Origin of the sequence: Pseudomonas sp. IT-P100 (assembly GCF_949767185.1) — a bacterium.
In the GTDB taxonomy this organism is placed as follows: domain Bacteria; phylum Pseudomonadota; class Gammaproteobacteria; order Pseudomonadales; family Pseudomonadaceae; genus Aquipseudomonas; species Aquipseudomonas fluorescens_B.
Genome location: NZ_CATKQK010000009.1, coordinates 57,267 through 81,797 on the forward strand (window position 1 = coordinate 57,267; position 24,531 = coordinate 81,797).

At 59.5% G+C, this 24,531-nt stretch carries 25 protein-coding genes; 16 read left to right on the forward strand and 9 right to left on the reverse strand.

What is annotated here, in order from left to right:
- The first annotated feature begins 168 nt into the window (after positions 1–168).
- Together ACM6IQ_RS07145 and ACM6IQ_RS07150 are read left to right on the forward strand one after the other, a co-directional pair.
- A complete protein-coding gene (locus ACM6IQ_RS07145; RefSeq protein ID WP_414878376.1) occupies positions 169–1,545 on the forward strand; it encodes a cytochrome ubiquinol oxidase subunit I in 1,377 nt (458 codons plus the stop codon).
- Positions 1,545–2,543 (forward strand): cytochrome d ubiquinol oxidase subunit II, encoded by a 999-nt coding sequence (locus tag ACM6IQ_RS07150; RefSeq protein WP_414878377.1) that lies wholly within the window; start codon positions 1,545–1,547, stop codon positions 2,541–2,543. The genes ACM6IQ_RS07145 and ACM6IQ_RS07150 overlap by 1 nt, the downstream gene beginning before the upstream one ends.
- Before the next feature lie 2 nt (positions 2,544–2,545).
- Here ACM6IQ_RS07150 and phnE read toward each other — a convergent pair whose 3' ends face one another.
- The 4 genes from phnE to ACM6IQ_RS07170 are packed head-to-tail and all read right to left on the reverse strand — an operon-like array spanning position 2,546 to position 5,776.
- Positions 2,546–3,313: a phosphonate ABC transporter, permease protein PhnE gene (phnE, locus tag ACM6IQ_RS07155; protein WP_017338413.1), complete on the reverse strand. Its 768-nt coding sequence runs from the start codon at positions 3,311–3,313 to the stop codon at positions 2,546–2,548.
- Positions 3,310–4,137, reverse strand: a complete 828-nt coding sequence (locus tag ACM6IQ_RS07160) for a PhnE/PtxC family ABC transporter permease (RefSeq protein ID WP_017338414.1) — start codon at positions 4,135–4,137, stop codon at positions 3,310–3,312. Before ACM6IQ_RS07160 ends, phnE begins: the two co-directional genes overlap by 4 nt.
- Positions 4,131–4,928, reverse strand: coding sequence for a phosphonate ABC transporter ATP-binding protein (locus tag ACM6IQ_RS07165; protein ID WP_414878378.1), 798 nt, complete (start codon positions 4,926–4,928; stop codon positions 4,131–4,133). Before ACM6IQ_RS07165 ends, ACM6IQ_RS07160 begins: the two co-directional genes overlap by 7 nt.
- Positions 4,925–5,776: a putative selenate ABC transporter substrate-binding protein gene (locus ACM6IQ_RS07170; protein WP_017338416.1), complete on the reverse strand. Its 852-nt coding sequence runs from the start codon at positions 5,774–5,776 to the stop codon at positions 4,925–4,927. Before ACM6IQ_RS07170 ends, ACM6IQ_RS07165 begins: the two co-directional genes overlap by 4 nt.
- Positions 5,777–6,075: 299 nt before the next feature.
- Here ACM6IQ_RS07170 and ACM6IQ_RS07175 point away from each other — a divergent pair, with 299 nt between their 5' ends.
- From ACM6IQ_RS07175 to ACM6IQ_RS07190, 4 genes are all read left to right on the forward strand, one after another.
- Positions 6,076–6,528 carry an Ohr family peroxiredoxin gene (locus ACM6IQ_RS07175; RefSeq protein ID WP_017338417.1) on the forward strand — a complete coding sequence of 151 codons (453 nt, stop codon included), beginning with the start codon at positions 6,076–6,078 and terminating at the stop codon, positions 6,526–6,528.
- A gap of 70 nt (positions 6,529–6,598) precedes the next feature.
- Complete coding sequence (locus tag ACM6IQ_RS07180) at positions 6,599–7,051, forward strand: Ohr family peroxiredoxin (RefSeq protein WP_017338418.1); 453 nt, start codon at positions 6,599–6,601, stop codon at positions 7,049–7,051.
- Positions 7,052–7,175: 124 nt separating this feature from the next.
- On the forward strand, positions 7,176–7,745 hold the full coding sequence (locus tag ACM6IQ_RS07185; protein WP_414878379.1) for a YceI family protein: 570 nt from the start codon (positions 7,176–7,178) through the stop codon (positions 7,743–7,745).
- A 117-nt stretch (positions 7,746–7,862) separates the two neighbouring features.
- The gene (locus ACM6IQ_RS07190; protein WP_017338420.1) at positions 7,863–8,546 is read left to right on the forward strand and encodes a GNAT family N-acetyltransferase; all 684 of its coding nucleotides are present in this window, start codon (positions 7,863–7,865) and stop codon (positions 8,544–8,546) included.
- Between the two features lie 182 nt (positions 8,547–8,728).
- On the opposite strand, the gene ACM6IQ_RS07195 is transcribed toward ACM6IQ_RS07190, so the two are convergent.
- Positions 8,729–9,169, reverse strand: a complete 441-nt coding sequence (locus ACM6IQ_RS07195) for a hotdog fold domain-containing protein (protein WP_017338421.1) — start codon at positions 9,167–9,169, stop codon at positions 8,729–8,731.
- Positions 9,170–9,324: 155 nt separating this feature from the next.
- On the opposite strand from ACM6IQ_RS07195, the gene ACM6IQ_RS07200 reads away from it, so the two are divergent.
- Entirely contained in the window at positions 9,325–9,942 is a 618-nt protein-coding gene (locus ACM6IQ_RS07200; RefSeq protein WP_414878380.1) for a TetR/AcrR family transcriptional regulator, read from the forward strand.
- 442 nt (positions 9,943–10,384) lie between these two features.
- Here the strand turns inward: ACM6IQ_RS07200 and ACM6IQ_RS07205 are convergent, their stop codons facing one another.
- Positions 10,385–11,038: a TetR/AcrR family transcriptional regulator gene (locus ACM6IQ_RS07205; RefSeq protein WP_414878381.1), complete on the reverse strand. Its 654-nt coding sequence runs from the start codon at positions 11,036–11,038 to the stop codon at positions 10,385–10,387.
- Positions 11,039–11,124: 86 nt separating this feature from the next.
- Here ACM6IQ_RS07205 and ACM6IQ_RS07210 point away from each other — a divergent pair, with 86 nt between their 5' ends.
- Complete coding sequence (locus ACM6IQ_RS07210) at positions 11,125–11,772, forward strand: NAD(P)H-dependent oxidoreductase (RefSeq protein WP_414878382.1); 648 nt, start codon at positions 11,125–11,127, stop codon at positions 11,770–11,772.
- Here the strand turns inward: ACM6IQ_RS07210 and ACM6IQ_RS07215 are convergent.
- Both ACM6IQ_RS07215 and ACM6IQ_RS07220 read right to left on the reverse strand, forming a co-directional pair.
- A complete protein-coding gene (locus tag ACM6IQ_RS07215; RefSeq protein ID WP_414878383.1) occupies positions 11,729–12,847 on the reverse strand; it encodes a P1 family peptidase in 1,119 nt (372 codons plus the stop codon). The two genes, ACM6IQ_RS07210 and ACM6IQ_RS07215, sit on opposite strands and share 44 nt — an antisense overlap.
- A 73-nt stretch (positions 12,848–12,920) precedes the next feature.
- The gene (locus tag ACM6IQ_RS07220) at positions 12,921–14,024 is read right to left on the reverse strand and encodes a polyamine ABC transporter substrate-binding protein (RefSeq protein WP_414878384.1); all 1,104 of its coding nucleotides are present in this window, start codon (positions 14,022–14,024) and stop codon (positions 12,921–12,923) included.
- Between the two features lie 111 nt (positions 14,025–14,135).
- Between ACM6IQ_RS07220 and ACM6IQ_RS07225 the strand changes: the two genes are divergently transcribed.
- Positions 14,136–14,909: a helix-turn-helix transcriptional regulator gene (locus ACM6IQ_RS07225; protein ID WP_414878385.1), complete on the forward strand. Its 774-nt coding sequence runs from the start codon at positions 14,136–14,138 to the stop codon at positions 14,907–14,909.
- A gap of 23 nt (positions 14,910–14,932) precedes the next feature.
- Here ACM6IQ_RS07225 and ACM6IQ_RS07230 read toward each other — a convergent pair whose 3' ends face one another.
- The gene (locus tag ACM6IQ_RS07230) at positions 14,933–15,871 is read right to left on the reverse strand and encodes a class I SAM-dependent methyltransferase (protein ID WP_017338428.1); all 939 of its coding nucleotides are present in this window, start codon (positions 15,869–15,871) and stop codon (positions 14,933–14,935) included.
- A gap of 283 nt (positions 15,872–16,154) precedes the next feature.
- Between ACM6IQ_RS07230 and ACM6IQ_RS07235 the strand changes: the two genes are divergently transcribed.
- The 7 genes from ACM6IQ_RS07235 (at position 16,155) to ACM6IQ_RS07265 (ending at position 24,463) form a co-directional block, all read left to right on the forward strand.
- On the forward strand, positions 16,155–19,250 hold the full coding sequence (locus ACM6IQ_RS07235; protein ID WP_414878386.1) for a hypothetical protein: 3,096 nt from the start codon (positions 16,155–16,157) through the stop codon (positions 19,248–19,250).
- Between the two features lie 130 nt (positions 19,251–19,380).
- Positions 19,381–19,989 carry a cytochrome b/b6 domain-containing protein gene (locus ACM6IQ_RS07240; protein WP_017338430.1) on the forward strand — a complete coding sequence of 203 codons (609 nt, stop codon included), beginning with the start codon at positions 19,381–19,383 and terminating at the stop codon, positions 19,987–19,989.
- On the forward strand, positions 19,986–20,765 hold the full coding sequence (locus ACM6IQ_RS07245) for a molybdopterin-dependent oxidoreductase (RefSeq protein WP_017338431.1): 780 nt from the start codon (positions 19,986–19,988) through the stop codon (positions 20,763–20,765). Before ACM6IQ_RS07240 ends, ACM6IQ_RS07245 begins: the two co-directional genes overlap by 4 nt.
- A gap of 52 nt (positions 20,766–20,817) precedes the next feature.
- Complete coding sequence (locus tag ACM6IQ_RS07250; protein WP_414878387.1) at positions 20,818–21,093, forward strand: pentapeptide MXKDX repeat protein; 276 nt, start codon at positions 20,818–20,820, stop codon at positions 21,091–21,093.
- 382 nt (positions 21,094–21,475) lie between these two features.
- Positions 21,476–21,988 carry a formaldehyde-activating enzyme gene (gene fae / locus ACM6IQ_RS07255; protein ID WP_017338433.1) on the forward strand — a complete coding sequence of 171 codons (513 nt, stop codon included), beginning with the start codon at positions 21,476–21,478 and terminating at the stop codon, positions 21,986–21,988.
- A 10-nt stretch (positions 21,989–21,998) separates the two neighbouring features.
- Positions 21,999–23,033, forward strand: a complete 1,035-nt coding sequence (locus ACM6IQ_RS07260; protein WP_017338434.1) for an aldo/keto reductase — start codon at positions 21,999–22,001, stop codon at positions 23,031–23,033.
- Positions 23,030–24,463 carry an NAD-dependent succinate-semialdehyde dehydrogenase gene (locus ACM6IQ_RS07265; RefSeq protein WP_017338435.1) on the forward strand — a complete coding sequence of 478 codons (1,434 nt, stop codon included), beginning with the start codon at positions 23,030–23,032 and terminating at the stop codon, positions 24,461–24,463. Before ACM6IQ_RS07260 ends, ACM6IQ_RS07265 begins: the two co-directional genes overlap by 4 nt.
- Positions 24,464–24,531 lie beyond the last annotated feature (68 nt).

Here is a 24,531-nt window from a genome sequence, read left to right on the forward strand (position 1 = left end):
CCACCTTCAGCCTGGCAATCGAGGGGGACGCAAACCGACAGGCGTGACGCCGCATTCTCACGGAATGAACCCGTAGCGAAGGGGTCAACCAGTAAGGCCACCTTCGGACAGTCGTCATGCCTAGCCACTGCCGCATTTCCATCAATGTACGCGAGCATCAGGACCCGCATGGACGCGGCTGAGTCGGCGCTGATGGCCGCACGCATGCAGTTTGCGCTCACCATCAGTTTCCATATTGTGCTGGCCGCGCTCACCATAGGCCTGGCCAATTTTCTGATGGTGCTTGAAGCGCTTTGGCTGTGGCGTGGCCAACAACGCTATCTGGATGTTTACCGTTACTGGCTGAAAATATTCGCCCTCAACGTGGCGGTGGGCACGGCGTCGGGGCTGATTCTGGAGTACCAGTTCGGGCTCAACTGGTCGCGGCTCTCGGTTCAGGCCGGCGATATCCTCGGCCCGTTGATGTTCTACGAAGTGCTGGCGGCGTTTTTTCTGGAGGCGGGCTTCCTCGGCATCATGCTGTTCGGCCTGAAAAAGGTCGGCCCTCGTCTGCATTTTTTCGCCACCTGCGCGGTGGCCATTGGCTCGTTGATCAGCGCGTTCTGGATCCTGTCGGCCAATTCCTGGATGCAGACACCCGCCGGTTACGCCATTGGCGCCGATGGCCGTTTCATGGCCGAGAACTGGTGGGCGATCATTTTCAATCCGTCGTTTCCTTATCGTCTGGCCCACATGACGCTGGCCGCGTTGCTCGGCACGGCGACCCTGGTGGCGGGTGCCGGCGCCTGGCAACTGTTGAAGGCGCCGCACAACCCGCGCGCGCGTCTGCAATTGTCCATGGCGCTGTGGACGATTGTCGTGCTGGCGCCCCTGCAAATCGTGGTGGGTGACCTGCATGGTCAGCACAGCCTCAAGGTGCAGCCACAGAAGGTGGCGGCCATCGAAGGTTCGTGGACGCGACCGCCGGAGGGTGCGGGCGAACCGCTGCGCTTGTTTGCGATTCCGGACATGGCGCAGCGGCGCAATCATTGGGAGGTGGCGATTCCGCGCATCGGTTCGCTGTACCTGACCCACGACCTGAGCGGCACCATCGCCGCGCTGGACGAGTTCCCGGCTGAGGACATCCCGCCGGTGCCGGCGGTGTTTTTCGCGTTTCGCTTGATGGTCGGCCTGGGCCTGTTGATGCTGGGGCAGGGGCTGGTCAGTCTGGTGTTGCGCTGGCGCGGCCGGTTGTACGCAGCGCGCTGGATGCTGCGGGTGTGCGTGCTGATGGCCCCGGCGGGTTTGCTCGCGATGCTCAGTGGCTGGGTCGTGACCGAGGTGGGACGGCAACCCTTTACCGTGTATGGATTGCTGCGCACGGCGGACAGTGTGTCGTTGGTGTCTCGCCAGCAGGTGGTCGGCTCGACCTGGTTGATTCTGATGTTTTACCTGCTGATCTTCGGCATCGGGCTGTGGGTGCTGCTTCGCCTACTGCGTGAGCCTCCGCATAAGGACGAGCCCGGGCCGCAGCCGACGTTGGCGGACGAGACGGGTGAACCCTGATGGACACTGACTGGATCACACTGCTGTCGGCGGCGGCCCTGGCGTTCTCGGTCATGAACTATGTGCTGCTCGATGGCACGGACCTCGGCGTCGGTGTGCTGATGGGCGTTACGCGATGCAGCCGGCAACGCCGCACGATGGCGGTGACGATACTGCCGATCTGGGACGCCAACGAAACGTGGCTGGTGCTCGGGGGTGGCGGTCTGCTGGCGCTGTTTCCGCTGGCATACGCCATTCTGCTGCCGGCGCTTTATCTGCCGTTTATCCTGATGTTTTTGGCGTTGATCCTGCGAGTGGTGGCGTTGGAGTTTCGCGACTACGCGCCCAATGCCGCCATCAAGCGTGTGGTCGATGGCTTGCTGATGTGCGGGTCAGTGCTGGCCGGTGCAACTCAGGGGGTGGTGCTGGGCACGCTGGTTCAAGGCATACCTGAACAGGGCGGGCAGTACAGCGGTGACGGCTCGGAATGGCGGGATATGTTTCCGCTGTTTTGTGGCGCCGTGCTTGTGGTGGGCTACACGTGGTTGGGGGCTTGTTGGCTTTACTGGCGCACTGAAGACGAACTCCAGCGGCGCTCGGCTTTTCAAGCGAAGGCGCTGGCCTGGGCCACCGTGCTGTTGTTGATCGTGTTGGTGGCCTGGACCGCGACGCTGGACACGCGCTATGCGCAACGGCTGGCCGATTGGCGGGTGTGGATGCCGGCGGTGACGTTGCTCGTCGCGCTGCTGATCGGCTTTGTGCTGGGCTTTCGAAGTCGCCTTCATGCGTTGCCACTGTTCGCGGCATTGGGCGTTTTCGTGTTGGCGTTTGCCTTGATGATCGTGGCGCTTTATCCGCTGATCGTTCCGCCGCACCTGACCCTGCAAGCGGCGGCGTCCAGCCCGACCAGTCAGGCATTCATGCTGATTGGTTTTGCCGTGCTGATACCGGTGACGCTGATCTACAACACCTACGGCTTCCGCGTCTTCAGCGGCAAGGTGCGTGCGGTGCGTGATTGACCTCAGGCCTGGACCCAGCGTTGCCGACTCCAACTGCTCAAGGTATCGACGGCGAAGACCAGGATCAGCATTGCCAGAATCACTGTGCTGGCTTGCGCTTCCTGAAACAGGCTGAGGCTGACATAGAGCATTTGCCCCAGGCCACCGGCGCCGACGAAGCCGAGCACACTGGCCATGCGGATGTTGTTTTCCCAGCGGTACAGGATGTAGGCCAGCAGCTGCGGAAACAGGTTGGGCAGGGTGCCGTAACAGAAGGCCCACACAGCGTTGCCGCCCTGCAACCGGATGGCATCGGCCGGTTCCGACGGGGTGTTTTCCAGCGCTTCGGCGAACAGCCGGCCGAGCACGCCGGTGGTGTGCAGCGCCAGCGCCAGCGTGCCGGCGTTGGGGCCGAGGCCGGCGGCGAGCACCATCAGCGCGGCCCACACCAGTTCCGGCACGGCGCGTAACGCGTTGAGCAGCAGTCGCGATGCGCTCTGCAACGGCCAGCCGAAACGTCCGGCCGCGGGCAATGCCAACAGCAAGCCGAACACCGCCGCGAGCAGGGTGCCGAGGGCGGACATGGCGATGGTTTCGAGGGCGCCATGGGCGATGGCTTGCAGGTGATTGGGGCTCAGGTCCGGGCTGAAAAAGCGCTGCGCATAAGCGCCCATCTGGTTCAGGTTGCCGGTGCTGCCGAGTTCGCTGAGGTCGATGCCGAGGTAGATGAACGAGGCGATGACGGCGGCGCCGATGCCGAGCAGCAGGGCCAGGTTGAACAGACGGTTCATGCCAGCCTCCAGCGCAGCAGGCGGCTGAGTTGGTCGGCGAGCAGCACCAGAACCAGGAAGGTCAGCAGCAGACTGGCCACTTCTCCGCCGGCGAACATGCGCAACGACAGGTCCATCTGCTGACCCAGCCCGCCGGCGCCGACAAAACCCATCACCACCGAGGCCCGTATCGCGCATTCCCAGCGATACACCGTGTACGACAGTAGTTCTGCCGAGACATTGGGCAGGATTCCGTAGAAAAACGCCGCCAGCCGCCCACTGCCGGATTGCAGCAATGCATGGGCCGGACGTTGATCAACCGATTCGAAAATTTCCGCGTAGACCTTGCCCAGCATGCCGCTGTAGGTAATGGCGATGGCCAGCACGCCGGCAGTGGGGCCGAGGCCGACGGCCCGCACGAACAGCAGGGCCCAGACGATTTCCGGCACGCTGCGCAGGAAAATCAGCAGCCCGCGCACCGGCCAGCGCAGCAGTTGACCCCCATAACTCGGGCGCCCTGCACGCGACGCCGCCGACAACGACAGCGCACGACTGGCCAGCAGGCTGGCGGGAATCGCCAACAGCAACGCCAGGGCCATGCCCGCCGTGGCGATGGCCAGGGTTTGCAGGGTGGCTTGCAGCAACAGCTCGATGAACGCCGCGTCATGGGCCGGGGGCCAGAAGGCGGACACGAACCGGCCGATTTCACTCTGGCTGTCACTTGCGACCAGCACACCGAGGTCCAGCTCGCTGTAGTGGATGCCCGGCCACAGCAGGGCGATGGCCAGCAGGCTGAGCAGCAGGCGCGGCAGGGTGGCCGGATCGCGGGTGTCGGACGTCAGCATCGGGGAATCTGCACACTCAAGTGAGCGGGAGGCACCGGCGAGCGTTCCAGTTGCTCGTTGGCGTAGAGCGCGTCGAGCTGCTCACGGTCGACGGCGCTGGCGGGCAGGTCGAACAGAATCTGCCCGTCACGCAGGCCAATGATCCGCGAAAAATGCGCCAGGGCCAGCTCCACCGCGTGCAGGCTGGCGACCAGTGTGACGTTTTGCTCCCGGGCATGACGGCAGAGCACCGACAGCGTGTGCTCGGCCAGCACCGGGTCCATGGCCGAGACCGGTTCATCGGCCAGCAACACCTCGGGCGCTTGGTACAACACCCGGGCAATGCCCACGCGCTGCAGCTGTCCGCCGGACAACTGCTGGCATCGGGTGAACAGTTTGTCGCTCAGGTCCAGCCTGGCCAAGGCCGCTCGCGCGCCCGGAATGTCCAGCGGATAGAACAAATTCAGCAGGCTCTTGCCCAATCCCCATTGACCCAGCTTGCCGGCCAGAACCGCCGTGACCACACGCTGGCGCGGTGGCAACGGCGGCGCTTGATGGATCAAGCCGATGCGTGCGCGCAGGCGCTGACGCTGACCGGCCGACAACTGCCAGGCACGCTCGCCGAGCACTTGCAGTTCGCCGGCGCCCGGTCGCAGGGCGGTGGCCAGCAGGTTGAGCAGGCTCGATTTGCCGGCACCGGACGGGCCGATAATGGCGACCTGTTCGTGGGCTTCGATGTGCAGGTCCACGCCACGCAGCGCGTGAACGCCGTTGGCGTGGGTAAGGCTGACCTGGGTCAGATGCAACGTCATTTGAGCAGTTCGGCGGCGCGTGCGGCTTCCTCGATGCCCTTGTAGTTGTCCGGGCTGGTTTCGATGAATCGGCTGGCGGCCTGCAAATCGAGAATTTCCTTGTCCTTCGGGTTCGCCGGGTCGAGTGCGAGGAACGCGGCTTTGATCTTGGCCGCCAGTGCCGGGTCGAGGGTCCCGCGTACCGTCCAGTTGTAGTCGAAGTAGGCCGGGGTGGTGGCAAACACCTTGACCTTGTTGGTGTCGACCTTGCCGGCCGCGACCAGTTTTTCCCACACGCTGGCGTTCAACACCCCGGCGTCGACCTTGCCGGCCTGGACCCAGGCGACCGTGGCGTCATGGGCGCCGGAGTAGCCGACGCGGCTGAAGTAGGTTTCCGGTTTGATGCCGTCCTTGAGCATGAAGTAGCGCGGCATGAGGCTGCCCGACGTGGAAGACACCGAGCCGAAGGCAAAGGTCTTACCCTTGAGGTCGGCGAGGGATTTGACGGCGGGGTCGGCGGTGATGAATTTGCTGGTGAACTGCGCATCCTGTTCGCGCTGTACCAGCGGAATCGCGTTGCCGGTTTTCAGGCGTGCCTGCACGAACGTGAAGCCGCCCAGCCAGGCCATATCGATCCGGTCGGTGGCCAGCGCCTCGACCACGGCCGGGTAATCGCTGACGGGCACGAACTCGACCTTCATGCCCAATTGCTGTTCCAGGTAGGCGCCCAGCGGCTTGAATTTTCGCAACAGTTCGGTGGGCGCTTCATCGGGAATCGCGCTGACCTTCAAGGTGTCGGCGGCCTGCGACAGCAGGGTGCAAAAAGACAGGGCCAGGCCGGCAGTCAATGCCAGGGTACGCTTGAACATGGAAATTCTCCGGTGCATTTACGGAACACTATAGAGGTGCGCCGGGCACACGCAGGTGACGGCAAGGCGCTTTGTGAGGTTAGACGAAGCGTAGCGGGGCCGATTACTTCAGGCCTTGGTGCAAGTGTGACGTGGATGTAAGCCAGGGGGAAGCCGGGGCGATAAATACCGTTCGTCAGCGATGTGCGCTACGACCTATTGACACAGGTGCGTGCCTGAGTGAATATTAATCCATCGCACACGACACAATCGAACGCGACAAGAAATCAAACCCCATTGCACCGTAGAGGATTCACCCCATGAGCAAGATCGACAAAGTCCTGGCCACCGGCAAAACCCACACCACCGCCAGCGCTGCCGGCAACACCTCACGCGGTCACAACGGCAGCCTCGACATCACCTTGTCGACGCCGGGCACTGCCAAGCCAGCCCACGTATTCGCCGCGACCCAGCCGCACCCGACGGCCGAGCAACTGTTCGCCGGTGCATGGTCGGCTTGCTACACCGCCGCGGTCGGTCTGGTGGCCAACGACTTGAACGTGGTGCTGCCGGCGGATCTGTCGGTCGACATCGAAGTCGATCTGGGGCAGGGCGGTGCGGAGTACTTCCTTCAGGCTCGGCTGACTTTGCGTGTACCTGGCCTGTCGCAGGACATTGCAACGACCCTGGCGCATACCGCTGACCAGATTTGCCCGTACTCGAAAGCGACTCGCGGCAACATCGACGTGGCGCTGAATGTCCTCACCGTTTAAATCTTTTTTTATTTCATATATATCGCGTGCGATAAAAGCGCATACGAATACAAATCTTAAGGGAATCATCATGAGCAAGATCGATAAAGTACTGGCCACCGGCAAAACCCACACCACCGTCAGCGCCGCTGGCAAGACCTCGCGCGGACATAGCGGCAGCCTCGACATCGTGCTGTCGTCGCCCGGCAGCGCCACACCGGCACATGTGTTTTCGAACACTCAACCGCACCCGACTGCCGAGCAACTGTTCGCCGGCGCCTGGTCCGCCTGCTACACCGCAGCGGTCGGGCTGGTGGCCAAGGACCTGAACGTGGCACTGCCGGCGGAGACGTCCGTGGACATCGAGGTCGATCTGGGCCAGACCGGTCAGGCGTACTTCCTGCAGGCTCGATTGACCTTGCGTGTGCCAGGCCTGTCGAACGAGATTGCAACGAAGCTGGCGCACACGGCCGACCAGATCTGCCCGTACTCGAAAGCCACCCGCGGCAACATCGACGTGGCACTGAACGTCATCACCGAGTGATGCGACAGGACTCGACGGCGCCACGGGCGGGCGCCGGACGAGTTCACGCCGTTGCAAAAAAAAACGGTGGTGAAACGGTGCAACAACCTGATCAAATCAGTGGGAGCCTCGCCCGGAGAGTCCCATGAATCCTCGATTGCCACCTTTCGCCGCATGGGTTGTTGCGCTCACCTTTGGCGCCTTGTCTGGCGCCGATGCCGCCGAATACACGCAAGTCAATACAACCGCCAGCACGCTTTCCTTCACTTATAACCAGTTCAGCTCTCGGGTTTACGGCACGTTCAGCCAATTCGAAGGCAGGCTGGATTTCGACACCGCAAACCCTTCAGCGGCCCATGCCGCGCTCACCATCCAGCTCGACAGCATCGATGCCGGCAGCATTGACGCCAACGAAGAACTGAAAAAGCCCGCCTGGTTCGACACCGCGAACTCGCCGGTAGCGACGTTTGAGTCGACCGCTGTGAAATCAGTGGGCAACGACCGCTATTCGATCACCGGCCAACTCACGCTCAGGGGCATCACCCGCGAGGTGGAAGTGCCCGTGCAACTGAAAGCCGAGAACGCCATCGGCATCTTCGATGGCGAACTGACGCTCAAGCGCAGCGACTTCAACATAGGTGAGGGCGAGTGGGCGGACACGGTGGTTTCCGACGACATCAACATCAGGTTTCGCATGGTTGCGCCGCAGCAGTAGGGTGCACGTCGCGGCTTGCCGGCGCCAAGGTCCGAACAACCAGCACAGCTCCCCCCTTCGGTCCCGCCAGCACGTTATGATACGCACGCCCGTCCGTTCCCAGAGTCCAGAGCCTCAATGCCCCAGATCACCCACTTCAAGACCCCATGCCCTGAGCATCTTTCCAGCCAGATCCTGCAGATGGTCGTCGACAACCTGACCGACATCAGCATGGTCGCCATCCCGCCGAGCAACCTGTTGTACAACGTGTACCAATACGCGATCGGCTACGAAGTGCACCTCTATCTGGAGGCGTTGAACGGGTCGAAAGGGGTTGCAGTGGAGTTGATCGTCGCCACGGACGTGGACGATCCGGAAACAGTTATCGGTTTCTTGCTGTACTTGCCGTTCCAGGATGATCCCGAGGCGTGCGGCGTGGCGTACATGGCGGTCCAGGCCGGTCATCGGCGCCAGGGCGTGGCGCGCAAGATGCTGCGGGAAATGGTCGGTCGCTACCCGCATGCCGAGCTGACCTGCGCGGTTGCCAAGGTACCGTGGTTTGAGTCGATGGGCTTTCAGGTGGTGGGCGTGCGCGGTACTCAGGTGCTGATGAACACCCGCGATCATCGTTCCGGCGGCTTGATGGGATTGCTGGATGTGGCGTCGATCTACAGCTCGCTGGAGGTGCGGCAGATTCATACCTACTTGCTGCAAAAACACGGCAAGCGCGCGATGCTCGATGCGGAGAAACAGCGTGACCGGCATCTGGACCAGCTGACGTACAAGGCCAATGAGTTTGTCCGCGAGCGGTTGGGCGAGTAACCGCGCTCTAAATGTACAAGCGAGCTTTTGTGGCGAGGGGATTTATCCCCGTTGGGCTGCGCAGCGGCCCCAGCATTTCCTTGTTAAACCGCATGTACAGGGTTTACGACTGCTGCGCAGCCGGACGGGGATAAATCCCCTCGCCACAAAAAGCCCATTCCCACATTAGACCCAATCAGGGTTTAAGAAAGCTTCACATTCATGGTGATCCGCGCCGTGAACACCTTCCTGCCTTCAACGTCGAGTATGTCCACCGGCACGATTTTGTCGCCTCCCGTGGTCCAGTCGACGTCGCCCCCATCGGCCACCGCCGTGACGTCGGTCTTTGCCTTCGCCAGGTACTCGACCGTCATGCCTTTTGGAATCCAGCGTGCCCCTTCGGGAATCGACACGTCGGTCATCATCCCCGCCGCCAGTTCAGCCGCATTGCACATCGCGATGGCGTGCACGGTGCCCAGGTGGTTGGTGATTTCCTTGGCGAACGGCACCTGCACCGTCGCAGAGCCTTTGCGCAACTCCGTGACCAGCGGGTTGATGGTGCTGAAGTAGGGCGCCACCTGGCAGGCCATTGTGCTGAAGGCTTGCGGGCCCACGCTGTTAAACAGGCTGAGGAACTGACTCATTTTGAAACCTCATTGATGATCGGATTAACAGAATGTTGTTCCGTAACAGAATAATGTTCTGTGACGGAACAGTATTCTGTCAGCGGGAAATCTGTCAACCTTGTTCGATGGCGATCACCTGCCTTCACTCTTGGTTTTTTGGGTCTGTGTTAAACATGGAAACGTCAGATTTACTCGAGCGCTGCTACCCCGGAAGACGCGCTGAACTCAAGCGCGATATTTTTCGAAAGGCCCTCACACTGTTCAATGAGCAGGGGATCGAGGCCACGACCATTGAAATGATCCGCGCCGAATGCGACACCAGCGTGGGCGCGATTTATCACCACTTCGGGAACAAGGAAGGTCTGGTGGCCGCGCTGTTTTTCACCGCCCTGGACGATCAGGCCAGGTTGCGCGACAGCTATTTGAGCGACGCGAAAACCACGCAAGAAGGCGTATACGCGCTGGTGCACAGTTACGTGGATTGGGTCGACAGCCAACCCGAGTGGGCGCGCTTCCAGTACCACGCGCGATTTGCCGTCACCAAAGGGCCTTTCAAGGACGAACTGACGACCCGCAACAAGGCGCGCAACAAGCAACTGCTGGAATGGCTGTCGGCTTCGGCCAGAGGCGATGAGTTGAAAGGCACTCCGGCCGAATTGCTGATGTCGCTGATCATTGGCCAGGCAGACAGCTATTGCAGGGCATGGCTGTCGGGCCGGGTAAAGGGCAGTCCGAAGGTGTACCGGGACACGCTTGCACGCGCGGCGTGGCGATCGGTTTCCGGCGATTGAACAGCAAAAAGCCCGGTCAGAAGCCCAATGCTGTTCACTTAAGCGCGCTCTTGGATCGTGCATACCTTTGTGGCGAGCGAGCTTGCTCGCGCTGGGCTGCGTAGCGGCCCCAAAAATCTGACAACTATTGCCGAGTTTTGTGAGTGCTACGCACTCAAGCGGGAGCAAGCTCCCTCGCCACAAGTTTCCTTTGATTCAAGACACTCTTAAGTGAACAACATTGCGGTCAGAAGCCGGGCTTTTTCCTGTCTGGAATGCGTGCACTTGAAAAAGAGCCTCAAGGCTCTTTGATGGGGAGGAAGTAGAGCTCTCGAGGCTCAAGATGCACGTGAAACAAGCGGCGAGCTTGGTAGGGGTTCAGATCACTCACCACCTACGCAACCGCTGAGTTGAGCAAACAAACGGCTGCGTAGAATCATCGTAGGAAGATGAGGTTTGGCACTCAAGTACCGCTAGTCGCCTCTGTGCCAGTCCTGCCACGCGCGCCTCTTTCAACCATTGCGACGATGGTTTCGAATAGCTCGTCCTGCGCCTGTACGGCGCTGATTTCACCCGTCGCGGCAGCCTGGGACAAGGCTTCCGCCGCACCGAGCATCGCCCGCAAACCCGCTGCCGTGATCTCGCCCGTGCCCGCGAAGGGGGCGAGGGCGGATCGGCATTTGTTCAGGAAGATCGCCTCGTACTCGCGCTTGATCTTCTCCAATTCCGGCGAACTGGCCAACGCGGCGATCACGCCCGGGATTTCGTTGCCCTGCAGCAACACACAGTCCACGTACGACGAGGCAATTACCCTGGCGGTGCCGACCAGCGTCGGTTCGCTGTTCTGCAGTGCCGTATCCATGACGGCAGTCTGGCGCGCATCAAAGTCTTGGTAGAGCGCCGCCAGCAAGCCGGGGCGCGTCGTGAAGTGGTCATACACCACCGGTTTGGTGATCCCGGCCTGTTCGGCGAGCCGCCCCAGCGTCAGCGCGTCGGTGCCTTCTTCCCGAACGAGTTGCCAGGCGACGTCCAGCAACTGGCGCAGGCGGTCCTCCCGGGACAGGCGTCGTCGTGGTTGCGGGGTGGAATCTTGCGCGGTTGTTTTGGAGGTTGACATGGCTATGTACCAAAAGTAACTTACTGATCGTAACTTACCAAGAGTATATAAGGTCCGCCCTGTGCTCTCAACCAGGAGTTTCCATCATGCATACCCTCATCGTTGTCGCTCATCACAATCCCGATTCGCTTACCCACAGCCTCGCGGCCCGGATCGCTGAAGGCCTGACCGCCAGCGATCCCGCCAGCACCGTGGAATTTGCCGATCTGTTCGCCCAAGGATTCGAACCGAGGTTCGGCGCCGCGGATTTTGCGGTGCATCACCGGGAAGCGTCACCGCCCGCCGATGTGATCGCCGAACAGGCACGAATCGAACGCGCCGACCATTTGGTGCTGGTCTATCCGGTCTACTGGTGGTCAATGCCGGCGATTCTCAAGGGCTGGATCGATCGAGTGTTCACCAACGGCTGGGCGTTCGATTACACGGCGGACAGCCTGGAGAAAAAACTGGGTCACCTGCGGGTTCACCTCATCGGTGTCGGCGGTGCCGATGCGGGCACGTTTGATCGACACGGTTTCACTGAGGCGATGAGAACGCAGATCGACCACGGCATTTTCGATTACTGCGGTGCTCGGGTGCTGACGTCCGAGCTGTTCCTCGAGTCGGAAAGCCAGAACCCGACGGTGCATCTGAAGGCCGCTAGCGCCTTGGGTCGCCGCCTCCTTGCGGCTTCGGCACAGGTCGATCCCGTTACGCCTGTTCGCCCGGCCAGCCTGCCCGACGCAAGGCTTTGAGCAGCGTTTCGGCGTCCAGCCCCGGCACCGCATGGCCATTGCCTTCGGCGGTGTCGGAGGCCAGCAGGGCGTTGATGATCGCTTCTTCCACGGCTTCGGTGGCGGCCAGGAACAACTCGCTGATGTGGTCGTTGTTGACCATGCGCAGGTGGTCTGTTGTCGGCGCCTTCTTGCTTTCATAAGCCGCGGGTGGGACGTCGTTGCCGGTGGCGAACGCGATGAAGATGTCGCCGCTATGGTCTTCGTTACCGCCGCCGGTGCGTGCCAGGCCGAGGCTGGCGCGCTGGGCGAGGCGGGTGCATTGATGCGGCAACAGCGGCGCATCGGTGGCCAGGCAAACGACGATCGAGCCCATGCCCGGATGGGGCAACGAGGCCTTGAGAAATGGCGAGTCAGCTTTTTCCATGGAGCGCCCGACCGGGTAACCGTCGACGCGCAATTCATTGCGGATGCCGTGGTTGGCCTGGACGATGGCGCCAACGGTCCAGCCGCCCTGGGCACTGTTCAGACGTCGCGAAGCGGTGCCGATGCCGCCCTTGAATTCGTGACAGATCATGCCGCTGCCACCGCCGACCGATCCTTCGGTCACGGGCCCGCCCGTTGCGGTGCGCAGGGCTTCAGCCACATGTTCGGGCTTCACGTGAAAGCCATTGATGTCATTGAGCAAACCGTCGAAGGTTTCCAGCACCACCGGCATGTTCCAGTAAAGGCGTCCGTCGTCGGGTTGCTGTTCACGGTCCAGGACAATCAACGCATCACGAACCACACCCAGGCTGTGGGTGTTGGTGAAGGCGACCGGGCTGGTCAACAGACCCGCTTCGCGAATCCACTCTAGACCGGTGGCATCGCCGTTGCCGTTGAGCACATGGACACCGGCGAAGCACGGGTGCTGGCTGGTGGAACCGGCTCGCGGCTCGATCACGGTGACCCCGGTCAGGATGTCGCGGCCATGCGCGCTGCGGCCCCGCACATTGCTGTGGCCGACCCGGACGCCGGGTACATCGGTGATGGCATTGAGCGGGCCAGGTTGCAGTTGGCCGAACTGGAGGTTCAGGTCGCGGGCACGTGGTTTCATCGATTCTCTCATCTTCAATTCGTGGCAGAAAAAAGTGGCTGGGCTAGACGCAGACCCTGCGGGAGCGGCGCAATTACTGACCGTTTTTGACTTTGCTCCAGATCCGCGTCCGCACCCGCTCGGTGGCCGGCGGCAGCGGCTGAAGGGTGAACAACGTGGCCAAGGCTTCGGCGGACGGGTACACCGCCGGATTGTTGCGGGTCGCTTCGGCCACCAGTGGCGTGGCGCTGCGGTTGCCGTTGGGGTAGTTGAGGTGGTCACTGACCGGGGCAATCACATCAGGGCGCATCAAGTAATCGATGAACGCCAGCCCTTGCTCCGGGTGCGGTGCATCCTTGAGCAACACGAGGGTGTCGAACCACACCGGCGCGCCTTCCTTGGGCAGGCTGTAGGCGATCTTCACGCCGTTGCTGGCCTGCTCGGCGTTGGTCTTGGCTTCAAGCATCGCCCCCGACCAGCCCACCGCCACGCAAATGTTGCCGTTGGCCAGGTCGCTGATGAACTTCGACGAGTTGAAGTAGGCGATGTGCGGACGCAGTTTCAGCAGCAGCGCTTCCGCCTTCTTGTAGTCCTCGGGGTTGGTGCTGTTGGGCGGCAGACCGAGGTAGTGCAGGGCGACCGGCAGCATCTCGGACGGCGAGTCGAGCATGGCCACGCCGCACTGGCCGAGCTTGGCCAGGTTGGCTTCGTTGAACACCAGCTCCCAGGAATCCACCGGCGCCTTGTCGCCCAGCGCGGCGCGAACCTTGTCGACGTTGTAGCCGATGCCGTTGGTGCCCCACAGGTACGGCACGGCGTACTGATTGCCTGGATCGTTGTTGGCCAGTTTCGCCAACAGATCAGCGTCCATGTTTTTGAAGTCAGGCATCTGTGCATGGGGCAGGGGCGCGAGTGCGCCAGCCTTGATCAGGGTCGGCAGGCTGAAGTTACTGGCCACCACCACGTCATAACCGCTGCGGCTGGTCAGCAGTTTTCCTTCCAGCACTTCGGCGCTGTCGAACGTGTCGTAAACCGGTGAGATGCCGGTGTCGCGCTTGAAGTCGTGCAGGGTCGTGGGGCCGATGTAGTCATACCAGTTGTAGACGTGAACCGTCGGGCCCTCGGCAGCCACCGCCGCCAGCGAAACGCACAGACAGGCGCTCAACCCAAGATTGATCTGTTGACGGGGACGACTCATGATGCGGCACTCCTGGCCTGCTGCAGGCCGGTGATGAACAGGTGCTTGCAGCGTATCGGCAGGCCGGGAACTCACCCATTCCCATCATGGGTTACTCGAAAGGGGTAGAGCGTGGATGCGTTGCTGAAAGAGTTGCCGGTGCACCAGGGCCTGGCGCGGGTGTTTGGCGCGTTGGGGCAGGACGGTTTCTGGCGTGCGCTGCTCGATACGCTGCGACTACTGGTGCCGCTGGACAATGCCTTGGTCGCGGTGATGACGCCTGGCCGAGTGCCGCGCCTGCTGATTGATTTCGACACCAGGGGCAGCGGCGATGACCCTGACGAACTGGCCGGCTACAGCGCCGGCCTGTACCTGCTCGATCCGTTTTATCAGGCGGCCTGTGCCGGTATCGCTGACGGTTTGCACAGCCTCGATTCGGTAGCCCCCGACCAGTTTCAGCAGAGCGAGTATTACCTGAGCTACTTCCGCTCGGTGGTGGGCAGTGATGAGTTGCAGTTCATGATCAACGCCGAGGGTGCCGTGCTCGGTCTGTCACTGGGTCGCTCGACGTGCTTTACCCTGGAAGAGCAGGGCCGTCTGCTCTGTGTGCGTGACTGGGTGTTGGCCGCGATGCGTCGTCACCTGCAATTGATGCCGCCGGAAGGCTCGGCCACTGAGGCTGTGGCCGGGGATCTGGCGACTTTGCTGGATCGCTTTGATGCGCGCTTGACGGTGAGGGAAATCGAAACGGCGCGCCTGATTCTTCAGGGCTTCTCCAGCAAGGCGATTGCCCAGCAACTGGGGATTTCGCCGGAAACGGTGAAGGTGCATCGGCGCAACGTCTATCACAAGCTCAATGTGAACGGGCATGGCGAGTTGTTCGCGTTGGTATTGCGGCCGCGTTGATATCAACATCAAAAGATCTTTAGTTAGCCGAGCGTAAACACCAACGCCTTCAACCCACACTCGACATCCGCATCGGGAAACTCCGGCGGGTTCTCCAGCCGTCGCTCGAACCGCAGGCTCGGCGCTTCACGCATCACGCCCTCGATAAGGAAGTCCGCGCCAAACGCCGGGTCATTCATGCAGGCCAGCACCGTGCCGTGCGGGCTGAGCAATTCCGGCAACCGCCGCAGCACGCGCTGGTAATCCTTGGTCAGCAAAAAGCTGCCTTTCTGAAAGGAGGGCGGGTCGATGATCACCAGGTCATACGGACCTTTGCCGATCACCTTGCCCCAGGACTTGAACAGGTCGTGGCCGAGAAAACTCACCTTGCTCAAGTCGTGCCCGTTGAGCCGGTGATTGTCGCGGCCACGGCTCAGGGCCGGGCTGGACATGTCCAGATTGACCACGTGTTCAGCGCCACCCTCGATGGCCGCCACCGAAAAACCGCAGGTGTAGGCGAACAGGTTCAACACCCGCTTGCCCTGAGCATTGGCGCGCACCCAATCGCGGCCGTAGCGCATGTCGAGGAACAAACCGGTGTTCTGCTTGCGGCCCAGGTCCACGCGATAGCGCAGGCCGCCCTCGGTGATGGTCATGTCCTCGATCACATCCCCGACCAGCCATTCGGTGGTGCTTTGCAGCAGGTAACGATGCTGCAGCGCCAGGGTATGTGCACCGGATTGCGTCCACTCGGGTGACCGGGTGATCGCCATCAGCCGCTGTTTCAACGCATCCAGTTGCGCGGCTTCAGGTTCCTTGAACAGCGACACCAGCACCACGCCCTGCAGCCAGTCGACGGTCAGTTGCTCCAGACCCGGCCAGCAGCGACCGCGACCGTGGAACAGCCGGCGGGTTTCTGCGGGGGCCGTTGCCAGGGCTGTCAGCAGATGGTCGTGTAGGGTGGTCAGCGCTTCTGAGTTCATCGGGTCGGATCGGCGATTTGAGGGGGCGGCATTTTAACCACAATTGCAGCGAATGAGCGGATGACGCAATCAATGTGGGAGTTTCTATGCTTGGAGGTCCTACTCCCAGATACAGGGCTGGCTTGTATCCGCCTGGCTTTTCATCAAAGTCAACACAGGTCGCAGCCATCAAATATTTAGTTACGATGCCGGCGTTGCTGTAATTGCCTGGACGTTCAAACTGCGCGACAAACCATTTCGCAGCGTTAGACCCCTGCATACATTGACGGTAGAAACAAATAGCATGTTCTCTTCTTGCGGTTCTTCAAACTTGTTAAGCACTCAAAGTGTTCGACAGAAAGTTAGCGAAACAGCCTCTGCAACAGCAACATCCGAACAGTATTTCTGCTCTTCTTTTTCTGAATCTAGAGGAGATCGCGTACTAGGTCTGTCTTCGATCGCCAGCAAGGAAAATTCCCCATGGACGCCAGTCCGTCTCCTGGAAAGTCTGAGGGTTGCATTTAATATAATGGCTGAGCAGCCTGAAGCCTATAATTTTGAAAGTCTGCCAGGCACAGAGGTAAACGACAAACCTACTACGATAATCGACGTGGAAGACGCGCTGGCAGTTGTCGTGACGGCAGAGAAACAACGAAAAAAGCCAAGTAGGGATAATAATTCGGTTGGCAATAACAATGCCAAGGATGGCAAGGTTGCTTTGTCGGATGTTACACCCAGTGTGCCCGTGGATTGTGTTATAGATTTTGTGACCGGTTTTTTTGATTGTGTTGTCGAGTTGGAAGAGAGAGCACAAGAGAGTGGAGGTATTAACAATGCTTTTTCAGACATTCCGGATAGTACAAGCAATAAACTGGATAAGTTGTTTTCAGATCTGTGCAAGCATCCTGGTTATGCTCATGCATACGGCCTCCTCGATGCAGAAGAAGGACGGGAAAAATTTACCAGGGGAGAAGCATGGCAACGGATTCATAAATCGGCCACCTACCTCTTTTCTAATATAAGTAAACGTATGATCGATGAGTTTATTCAGCAAAAAAGTGAAGGTGTGTCAACGGCCTGCCTCCATGTTCTGCTGGATGATATTCAGATGGTTGATGTGGTTGATAATAAAGAGCTGGAAGCAAACGGAATAACGGCGGAAGAACTGCGCCATTTGTATCGATGCAGAGCGCAACTGGGCGATACCGTCAGGTTCTATAAAAACAACATGCCGGAACCCTCGCCGTGGGAGCAGGATCCAGAATTGTGGGCTCGCTATGTACCCGCGAAAGAAACAGCTCCACCCGGTGTGGCATCGTCGGGTACGACATTGAATGCTTCTGCAATGTCAACATTTGAAGTCCCAAGTGTTCTGGAGAAAAGCCGAGTAGTGCTCAGGGAGGATCCCAATGGTCAAATGCAGAAACCAGCTTATCCTGATCAAATTTTTCACCTCAGAAAAAACGACAAAAATGAATATGAGTTTGTTCGGCAAGACAATGGGGAAAACTATGATCTGGAAGGTGTGCTCGCGTTTGTGATACTTGCCGAGGAGCCTGACCATATTATTTGCGGTTCGAGAAATTACGAAAGAAGTTCGAACGGAAAGCTCAACAATCATCGATATAAAGACCCGTTCTTTGTCGACGGTCACAGTTCGTTAAGCGGCGGCAAACCAACACTCTTTGCGGGCGAGATTCTATTTGAAGAAGGAAAAATAAAATTCTGGACAAATGGTAGTGGCCATTATAAGCCTCACGCCGAGCACCGCTTTAGCAATCTCACAGATTTGACTAAACGCCTACTCCCGGAAGACTGTTTTCGGGACCACGATAAATTGACTGGAACGGAAATACAGGCGCTGGAGAGGCATAAAATAATTCCGAAGGAATTAGAGGATGTTTCAGATGATGGCGATGACAGTCTGAGCGAAGACGATGAAAACGCCGCCTTCATTGCCCAGCGTAAAAAAACGGGTTTGAGAGGAGGGGGTGCAGCCGATCGAAAAACATCGGAAGGCGTCTGCGCTCCTGTATTCAATGCTATGGAAAAGAAGCCTCGTGACGATGATTCTGATAACGGCGGAGCCGGTGCGGGGGCATTCTCGGCAACTCACCGAACAGATATTTTATCTGACAGCGATAGTGAGGATGACGCAAAGCCAGATAGGCCATCCGGTTCTGCCAATGCAATGACCCCGCCCACTGCTCCAGTGAGCAAATCGCTGGATACTGTTGGTCCTGCTAGCGTTGAACTACAACATAAATTGACAATGGCTTTGAGCTCAGGAGAAGAAATCAAGGCGGTGCAAATTGAACGGATGTTGGAATTTGCCATTTTACTGGCGAAGTCTTCACCTGTCGTACAAGCCTCGGTAATTGATTTGAATCTTTTTAAGCGAGCAGATGAACTGTTCAGAATTCCGGTCTCGTATTTCAATGGTCGCCTCTTGGGGTCGAAAGCAAGTTGGGTGCCAGGGCAAATAGCGAAGAGTTTGATGCAGTCTCTGAATAACTGTGTAAGCAATGGGGCACTGAGTGAGGAACGTGCACGAGGTTTTCTGGCTCGAAAGTTTCCAGGCTTTGAGCGTCCTCAAGCCGGGTCCGTCAACATATTTGCCGACCCGAGGAGGCAGGATCAGGCAGTTCACGAGATAAGTTTATTGATAGGGACCAGGGAGCAGCGCCAGGAAAGAATTGCAGCGGATAACCGTCGAATAGCCGATGAGGCAAATGAGGTGGCGCGAAAGAAACTAGAGCGCAAACAGCACGATGCTGAACTGGCGAAATTTTCAGTCCGTGCGGGTGCCCAGGCTTATCAAACCAGTTTGAATAAGCGTGATCGAGAGGAGAATGAGCGCCAAGATATGCTGAGTCGGGGGCAAGCAGAAAAACAGGCAAACTATCTGAATGCCCGCGCAGTCAGGGGGCGTGAGTGGACTAATGTACTTGCTGGAATTGGACGGTCGCAAACTTATCAGGCACACCTAAGTAATGAGAGGCGAAAACAAGAGCAAGAAAATAGCCAGCGGAGCGTGCAAAGAAGTTTGCCGGAAACCCATGTCGACAAGCCTTTGGAACGCACCAGCAGCACTGACAGTTCTGATTCTGGTTACAGCTCATCGAGTAGCTTGAGTCGTTCCTTTAGTAGCGGGCCAATTACTTCGGCGGATATAAGCCAGGAGATATTGGACTTGAGGAGTGAGTATATTCCAGAGCTATCAGATATTGATCTGGTCCAGGTCGAAAAAACTCATATGGACATTCCGGAAGCGAGAAGCACTGTAGGGGCGGAGGAGGCGTTTAGACTCTATGAGGACAGCGTGAATAGATTTCTATCTCTAGGCCCTAAGATAGAAGATTTTGAGGCGGAGCTAGCTAAACATCGTGTCGATGATTAACTGACGGGACAAAACAAGCGGCTCTGGCCCTTGGAGTTATCACAAATAATTTAACTTTACGTGAGGATTTGGCGATCTGTCGGCTCCCATACTCGGTTCCAACGAATAACAACACCGCCGGGAGCCCATCATGTCGCCGATACCTGCTTCATCCCATCCGCGCTGGCTCCGGCTCACCCACTGGCTGAACGCACTGGCGGTGCTGGTCATGGTCACCAGCGGTTGGCGCATCTACAACGCTTCCCCGCTTTACGACTTCAGTTTTCCCAAAGGCATCACCCTGGGCGGCTGGCTCGGCGGTGCATTGCAATGGCATTTCGCCGCGATGTGGTTCCTCGCCATCAACGGGCTCGTTTACCTGGTCATCAACCTCGCCAGCGGTCGTCTGTCACGGCGCTTTTTCCCGGTGTCACCCAAAGGTGTTGTGCACGACCTGTGGGCTGCATTGTGCGGACGTCTGGGGCATGCCGACCTGAGTCATTACAACCAGGTGCAACGGCTGGCCTACCTGTTCGTGATGGTCGATATCACGCTGCTGGTGATCTCCGGGCTGGTGTTGTGGAAGTCCGTCCAGTTTCCGCTGTTGCGTGAATTGCTGGGCGGCTACGAAGCGGCGCGGCATGTGCATTTCATCGCGATGGCGCTGTTGATGGCCTTTGTGGCGGTGCACCTGGCGATGGTCGCGCTCGTTCCCAAAACGTTGCTGGCCATGATTGTCGGTCGCAAGGAGTCCGTATGAAAAAGCGCATCGAAGGTCTGGACGAGTCGTCCATCCTGAAAGACGCCCGGAAAATCATTGCACCGCAGATCGAGGACCGCTCACGCCGCTCGTTCCTGATGCGTGGGCTGACCCTCGGTGGCGTGGCCATGTTGTCCGGCTGCAACATCACCGACAACGAAAGCGTCGAGACGGCGTTGTCCTCCATGTCGCGGTTCAACGATCGGGTGCAGGGCTGGTTGTTCAATCCCAACGCACTGGCGCCGACCTATCCGGCGTCGATGATCACCCGGCCGTTTCCGTTCAATGCCTTTTACGGCATCGACGAGGCACCCACTGTCGAGGAAGAAAGCTATCGACTGGAAGTCACCGGGCTGGTGGCCGACAAACGCAGCTGGCGCCTCGAAGAGCTGCGTGCCATGGCGCAGAACGAGCAGATCACCCGGCATATCTGCGTCGAAGGCTGGAGCGCGATCGGGCGTTGGGGCGGCGTACGGTTCAGCGATTTCCTGAAACGAGTTGGTGCTGACACCGATGCCAGATATGTCGGCTTCAAATGCGCCGACGACTACTACACCAGCATCGACATGGCCACCGCGCTGCACTCGCAGACCCTGCTGGCGCTGACCTATGACGGCGCGGTGCTGCCTCGTGAATACGGCTTCCCGATGAAGCTGCGCATGCCCACCAAGCTCGGCTACAAAAACCCCAAACACATCCAGGCGATTTTCGTCAGCAACACCTACAGCGGCGGCTACTGGGAAGACCAGGGCTACAACTGGTTCGGTGGCAGCTGACGGCGCCCGACAACTTCACTCACCCGCAACCTGTGCTTCAAGGAGTTTCATCATGAAAAAGTTGACCACCGTCGTTCTGTCCATGTGCCTCGCCATGGGTGCTGCCAGTGTATTTGCCGCTGAAGCAACCAACGGCATGAGCAATGACAGCATGAGCAAGGATTCGATGTCCAAGGACGCCATGAAGAAAGACACGATGAAAAAGGATGCCATGAGCAAGGACACGATGAAGAAAGATGCCATGTCCAAGGATTTGATGAGCAAGGACGGGATGAAGAAAGATGCGATGTCCAAGGACGCCATGAAGAAGGACAACATGTCGCAATAAGCCAACACAGCGCGACCCCTGCAGGAGCCAGCTCTTGTGGCGAGGGAGCTTGCTCCCGCTGGTTCGCGGAGCGGACCCAGAAAATGGGCCTGCTGCGCAGTCCAGCGGGAGCAAGCTCCCTCGCCACAAGAGTTCGCTCCTGCAGATTTATCAGGGTATGACTTGAAGTCATGCCCCCATGACTTTTAATGGTTACAGCCCCGCCAACCCCCAGTGTTAAAAAATCGCAAACACAGCTCATCAACAACAAAAAAGAGCGTTTGCACTCATGACTGATTCTCTCCGCCACGACCCGCGCTCTTCGACTCCCGACATTTGCCACGCGACCGCCACGGTCTGCGTGCATTTCTGATCACCCCAAATCCCTGAAGAGTAACGACTCATGAAAGAACTCGACCTGTATATCGGTGAAGGCTTCGAAGGCCCGGGCGTGAACGCCGCGCACATCAACATGTTGATCGGCCCGCGCAACGGCCCGGCAGGGCAGGCGTTCGCCAATAGTCTGGCATCGCCGAGCCAGGGCCATTGCCCGTTCATGGTGATCGCCCAGCCGAACATTCCGGTCAAGCCGATGACCCTTTACGTGAACAAAGCCGCGATCGGCAGTGACCTGCACGGCAACGCAACCTGGGGCGCGTCCCAGGCCGGGATCGCCAAGGCGGTGCTGGAAGCCTTGCTCGACGGCACCTTGCCGCCGGAGGCCGAAGACGAGTGGGCCATCGTCACCGCGAACTGGGTCAACCCGGCGTGCGATGACCTCGATGCGGTCTACCTGAACAACTACAACGCCTGCCGCACGGCGATCCGTGCCGCGCTGACCGGCAAACCGGAAACCGCGCAACTGGCGGATGTGGTCAATCACATCAGCAACCCTTTCTACACGCCAAAAGCCTGAGGTCCGAACCATGCAATACATTCGTTTGGGCAACTCCGGCCTGCAAGTCTCCCGTCTGTGCCTGGGCACCATGAACATGGGCACCCCGGACTGGAAACCGTGGATTTTCGATGAGAAGAAAAGCGAGCCGATCGTGGCGCACGCGCTGGACAACGGCGTGAATTTCATCGACCTCGCGGACTTCTATTCCGCCGGTGTCGGCGAGGAAGTCGTGGGGCGCATCGTCAAGCGCCTGGCCCGCCGCGAAGACCTGGTGATCACCACCAAAGTCGGCTATGGCACCCGCGCTGGCATCAACGCCAGCGGCCATTCGCGCAAGCACATCATGGACAGCATCGACGCGTCGCTGAAGCGACTGAACATGGATTACGTCGATGTGTTCATGCTGCATTACTTCGACGTGAATACTCCGGTCGAAGAAACCATGAGCGCGATGAACGACATCGTGCGCTCCGGCAAGGCGCGTTACATCGGCGTGTCGACCATGCTCACCGGGCAGCTGGCGAAGATACTCATGGCCTGCGAGCGCAACGGTTGGGTCAAACCGATCAACATGCAACTGCAACTGAACTGCGCCTACCGCGAAGAAGAGCGCGAGATGATTCCGTTCTGCCGCGACCAGGGGTTGGGCGTCTCGGTTTTCAGCCCGCTGGCCCGAGGTCTGTTGACCGGCGACGTGCAATCGACCCGCAACCAGACTGACTTTTTCACCCAGCAGATGTACAGCGACGAAGCCTCGTTCGAGATCGCGCATTCGGTACAGCGTGTGGCCCGTGCTCGCGGCGTGTCCAACGCGCAGATCGCCCAGGCCTGGGTCGCCAATCATCCCGGCGTGGATTGCATGCTGGTCGGCGCCGACACCACGCAGCAGTTCGACAGCGCCCTGGCCGCGCTGGAAACCCGACTCGATGCCGAAGAGCTGCATGAGCTGGAACGCAACTACACCCCGTGCGACGTGATCAACGATTACACCGCCGGTAAACGTATCCTGCGTTCGGCCCGCCCGGGTCTGGAACGTTTCAACCTGACCGAGGCTGTGGCATGAGCGCGTTGATCCGTCACGGCAATTTCATCGATGGCCAATGGTCCAGCGGTGGTGTCACTTACCCGGTGCTGAACCCGGCCAATGGCGAACTGATCGCCGACGTGCAAAAGGCCGGCGCCGAACAAACCTGCCTTGCAATCGACGCCGCCAACCGTGCCTTGCCGGCCTGGCGCAAGTTGACCGCCAAGGAACGCAGCCAGAAGCTCAAGCGCTGGGGCGAGCTGATGCTGAGCAACCAGAAGGAGCTGGCGACGCTGCTCAGCCGCGAGCAGGGCAAGCCGCTGGCCGAAGCCATGGGCGAAGTGGTCTACGCCGCGAGTTTTCTGGAGTGGTTTGCCGAAGAAGCCAAGCGCGCCTATGGCGACGTGATCCCGAGCCACAAGGCGGATGCGCGAATCATCGTGGTCAAGGAAGCCATCGGCGTGGTCGCTGCGATCACACCATGGAACTTCCCGCTGGCGATGGTCACGCGCAAGGTCGGCCCGGCATTGGCGGCGGGTTGCACGATGATTCTCAAGCCTTCGGAAGAAACCCCGCTGTCGGCGTTTGCCCTGGCGGTACTGGCCGAGCAGGCCGGGATTCCGGCGGGCGTGTTCAACATCGTTTCAGGTGATGCGGTGGCGATTGGCGGGGCGCTGCAAGCTTCCGGCATCGTGCGCAAGCTGTCGTTTACCGGCTCCACGCGCACCGGCAAATTGCTGATGCGTCAGGCGGCCGACACCCTGAAAAAAGTCTCGCTGGAACTGGGCGGCAACGCGCCGTTCATTGTCTTCGACGATGCCGATCTGGACGCCGCCGTCAAAGGCGCAATGGCCTCGAAATTCCGCAACACCGGGCAAACCTGCGTTTGCGTGAACCGCTTCTTCATTCAGGACGGCGTCTACGAGGCGTTCACCGGCAAGCTCGCCGAAGCCGTGGCGGCGATGCGGGTCGGCAGTGCGCTGGACGGTGAAACCGAGCAAGGTCCGCTGATCAACGCAGCGGCGCTGGCCAAGGTCGAGCTGCATGTCAGCGACGCATTGGGGAAGGGCGCCAAGCTATTGTGCGGCGGCCGTCGCCACGCACTCGGCGGCACGTTTTATGAACCTACCATCCTCGCCGAAGCCAACAGCGACATGTTGATTGCTCAGGACGAGACCTTCGGTCCGGTTGCTGCTTGCTTCCGCTTCAAGGACGAAGCCGAAGTGCTGCAAAAGGCCAACGACACGCCGTATGGCTTGTCGGCCTACTTCTACAGCCGCGACATCGGCCGAGTGTGGCGCATGGCCGAAGGCTTGGAAGCGGGCATGGTCGGGATCAACGAAGGGATCATTTCCACTGAGGTGGCGCCGTTCGGTGGCGTCAAGGAATCGGGCCTCGGTCGCGAGGGTTCGAAGTACGGCCTGGATGATTACCTGGAAATCAAATACCTGTTGATGGGTGGTCTCTAACCCCATCACCTGTAGGAACGCGCTTTTGTGGCGAGGGGACAAATCCCCTCGCCACACCAGTCCGCACA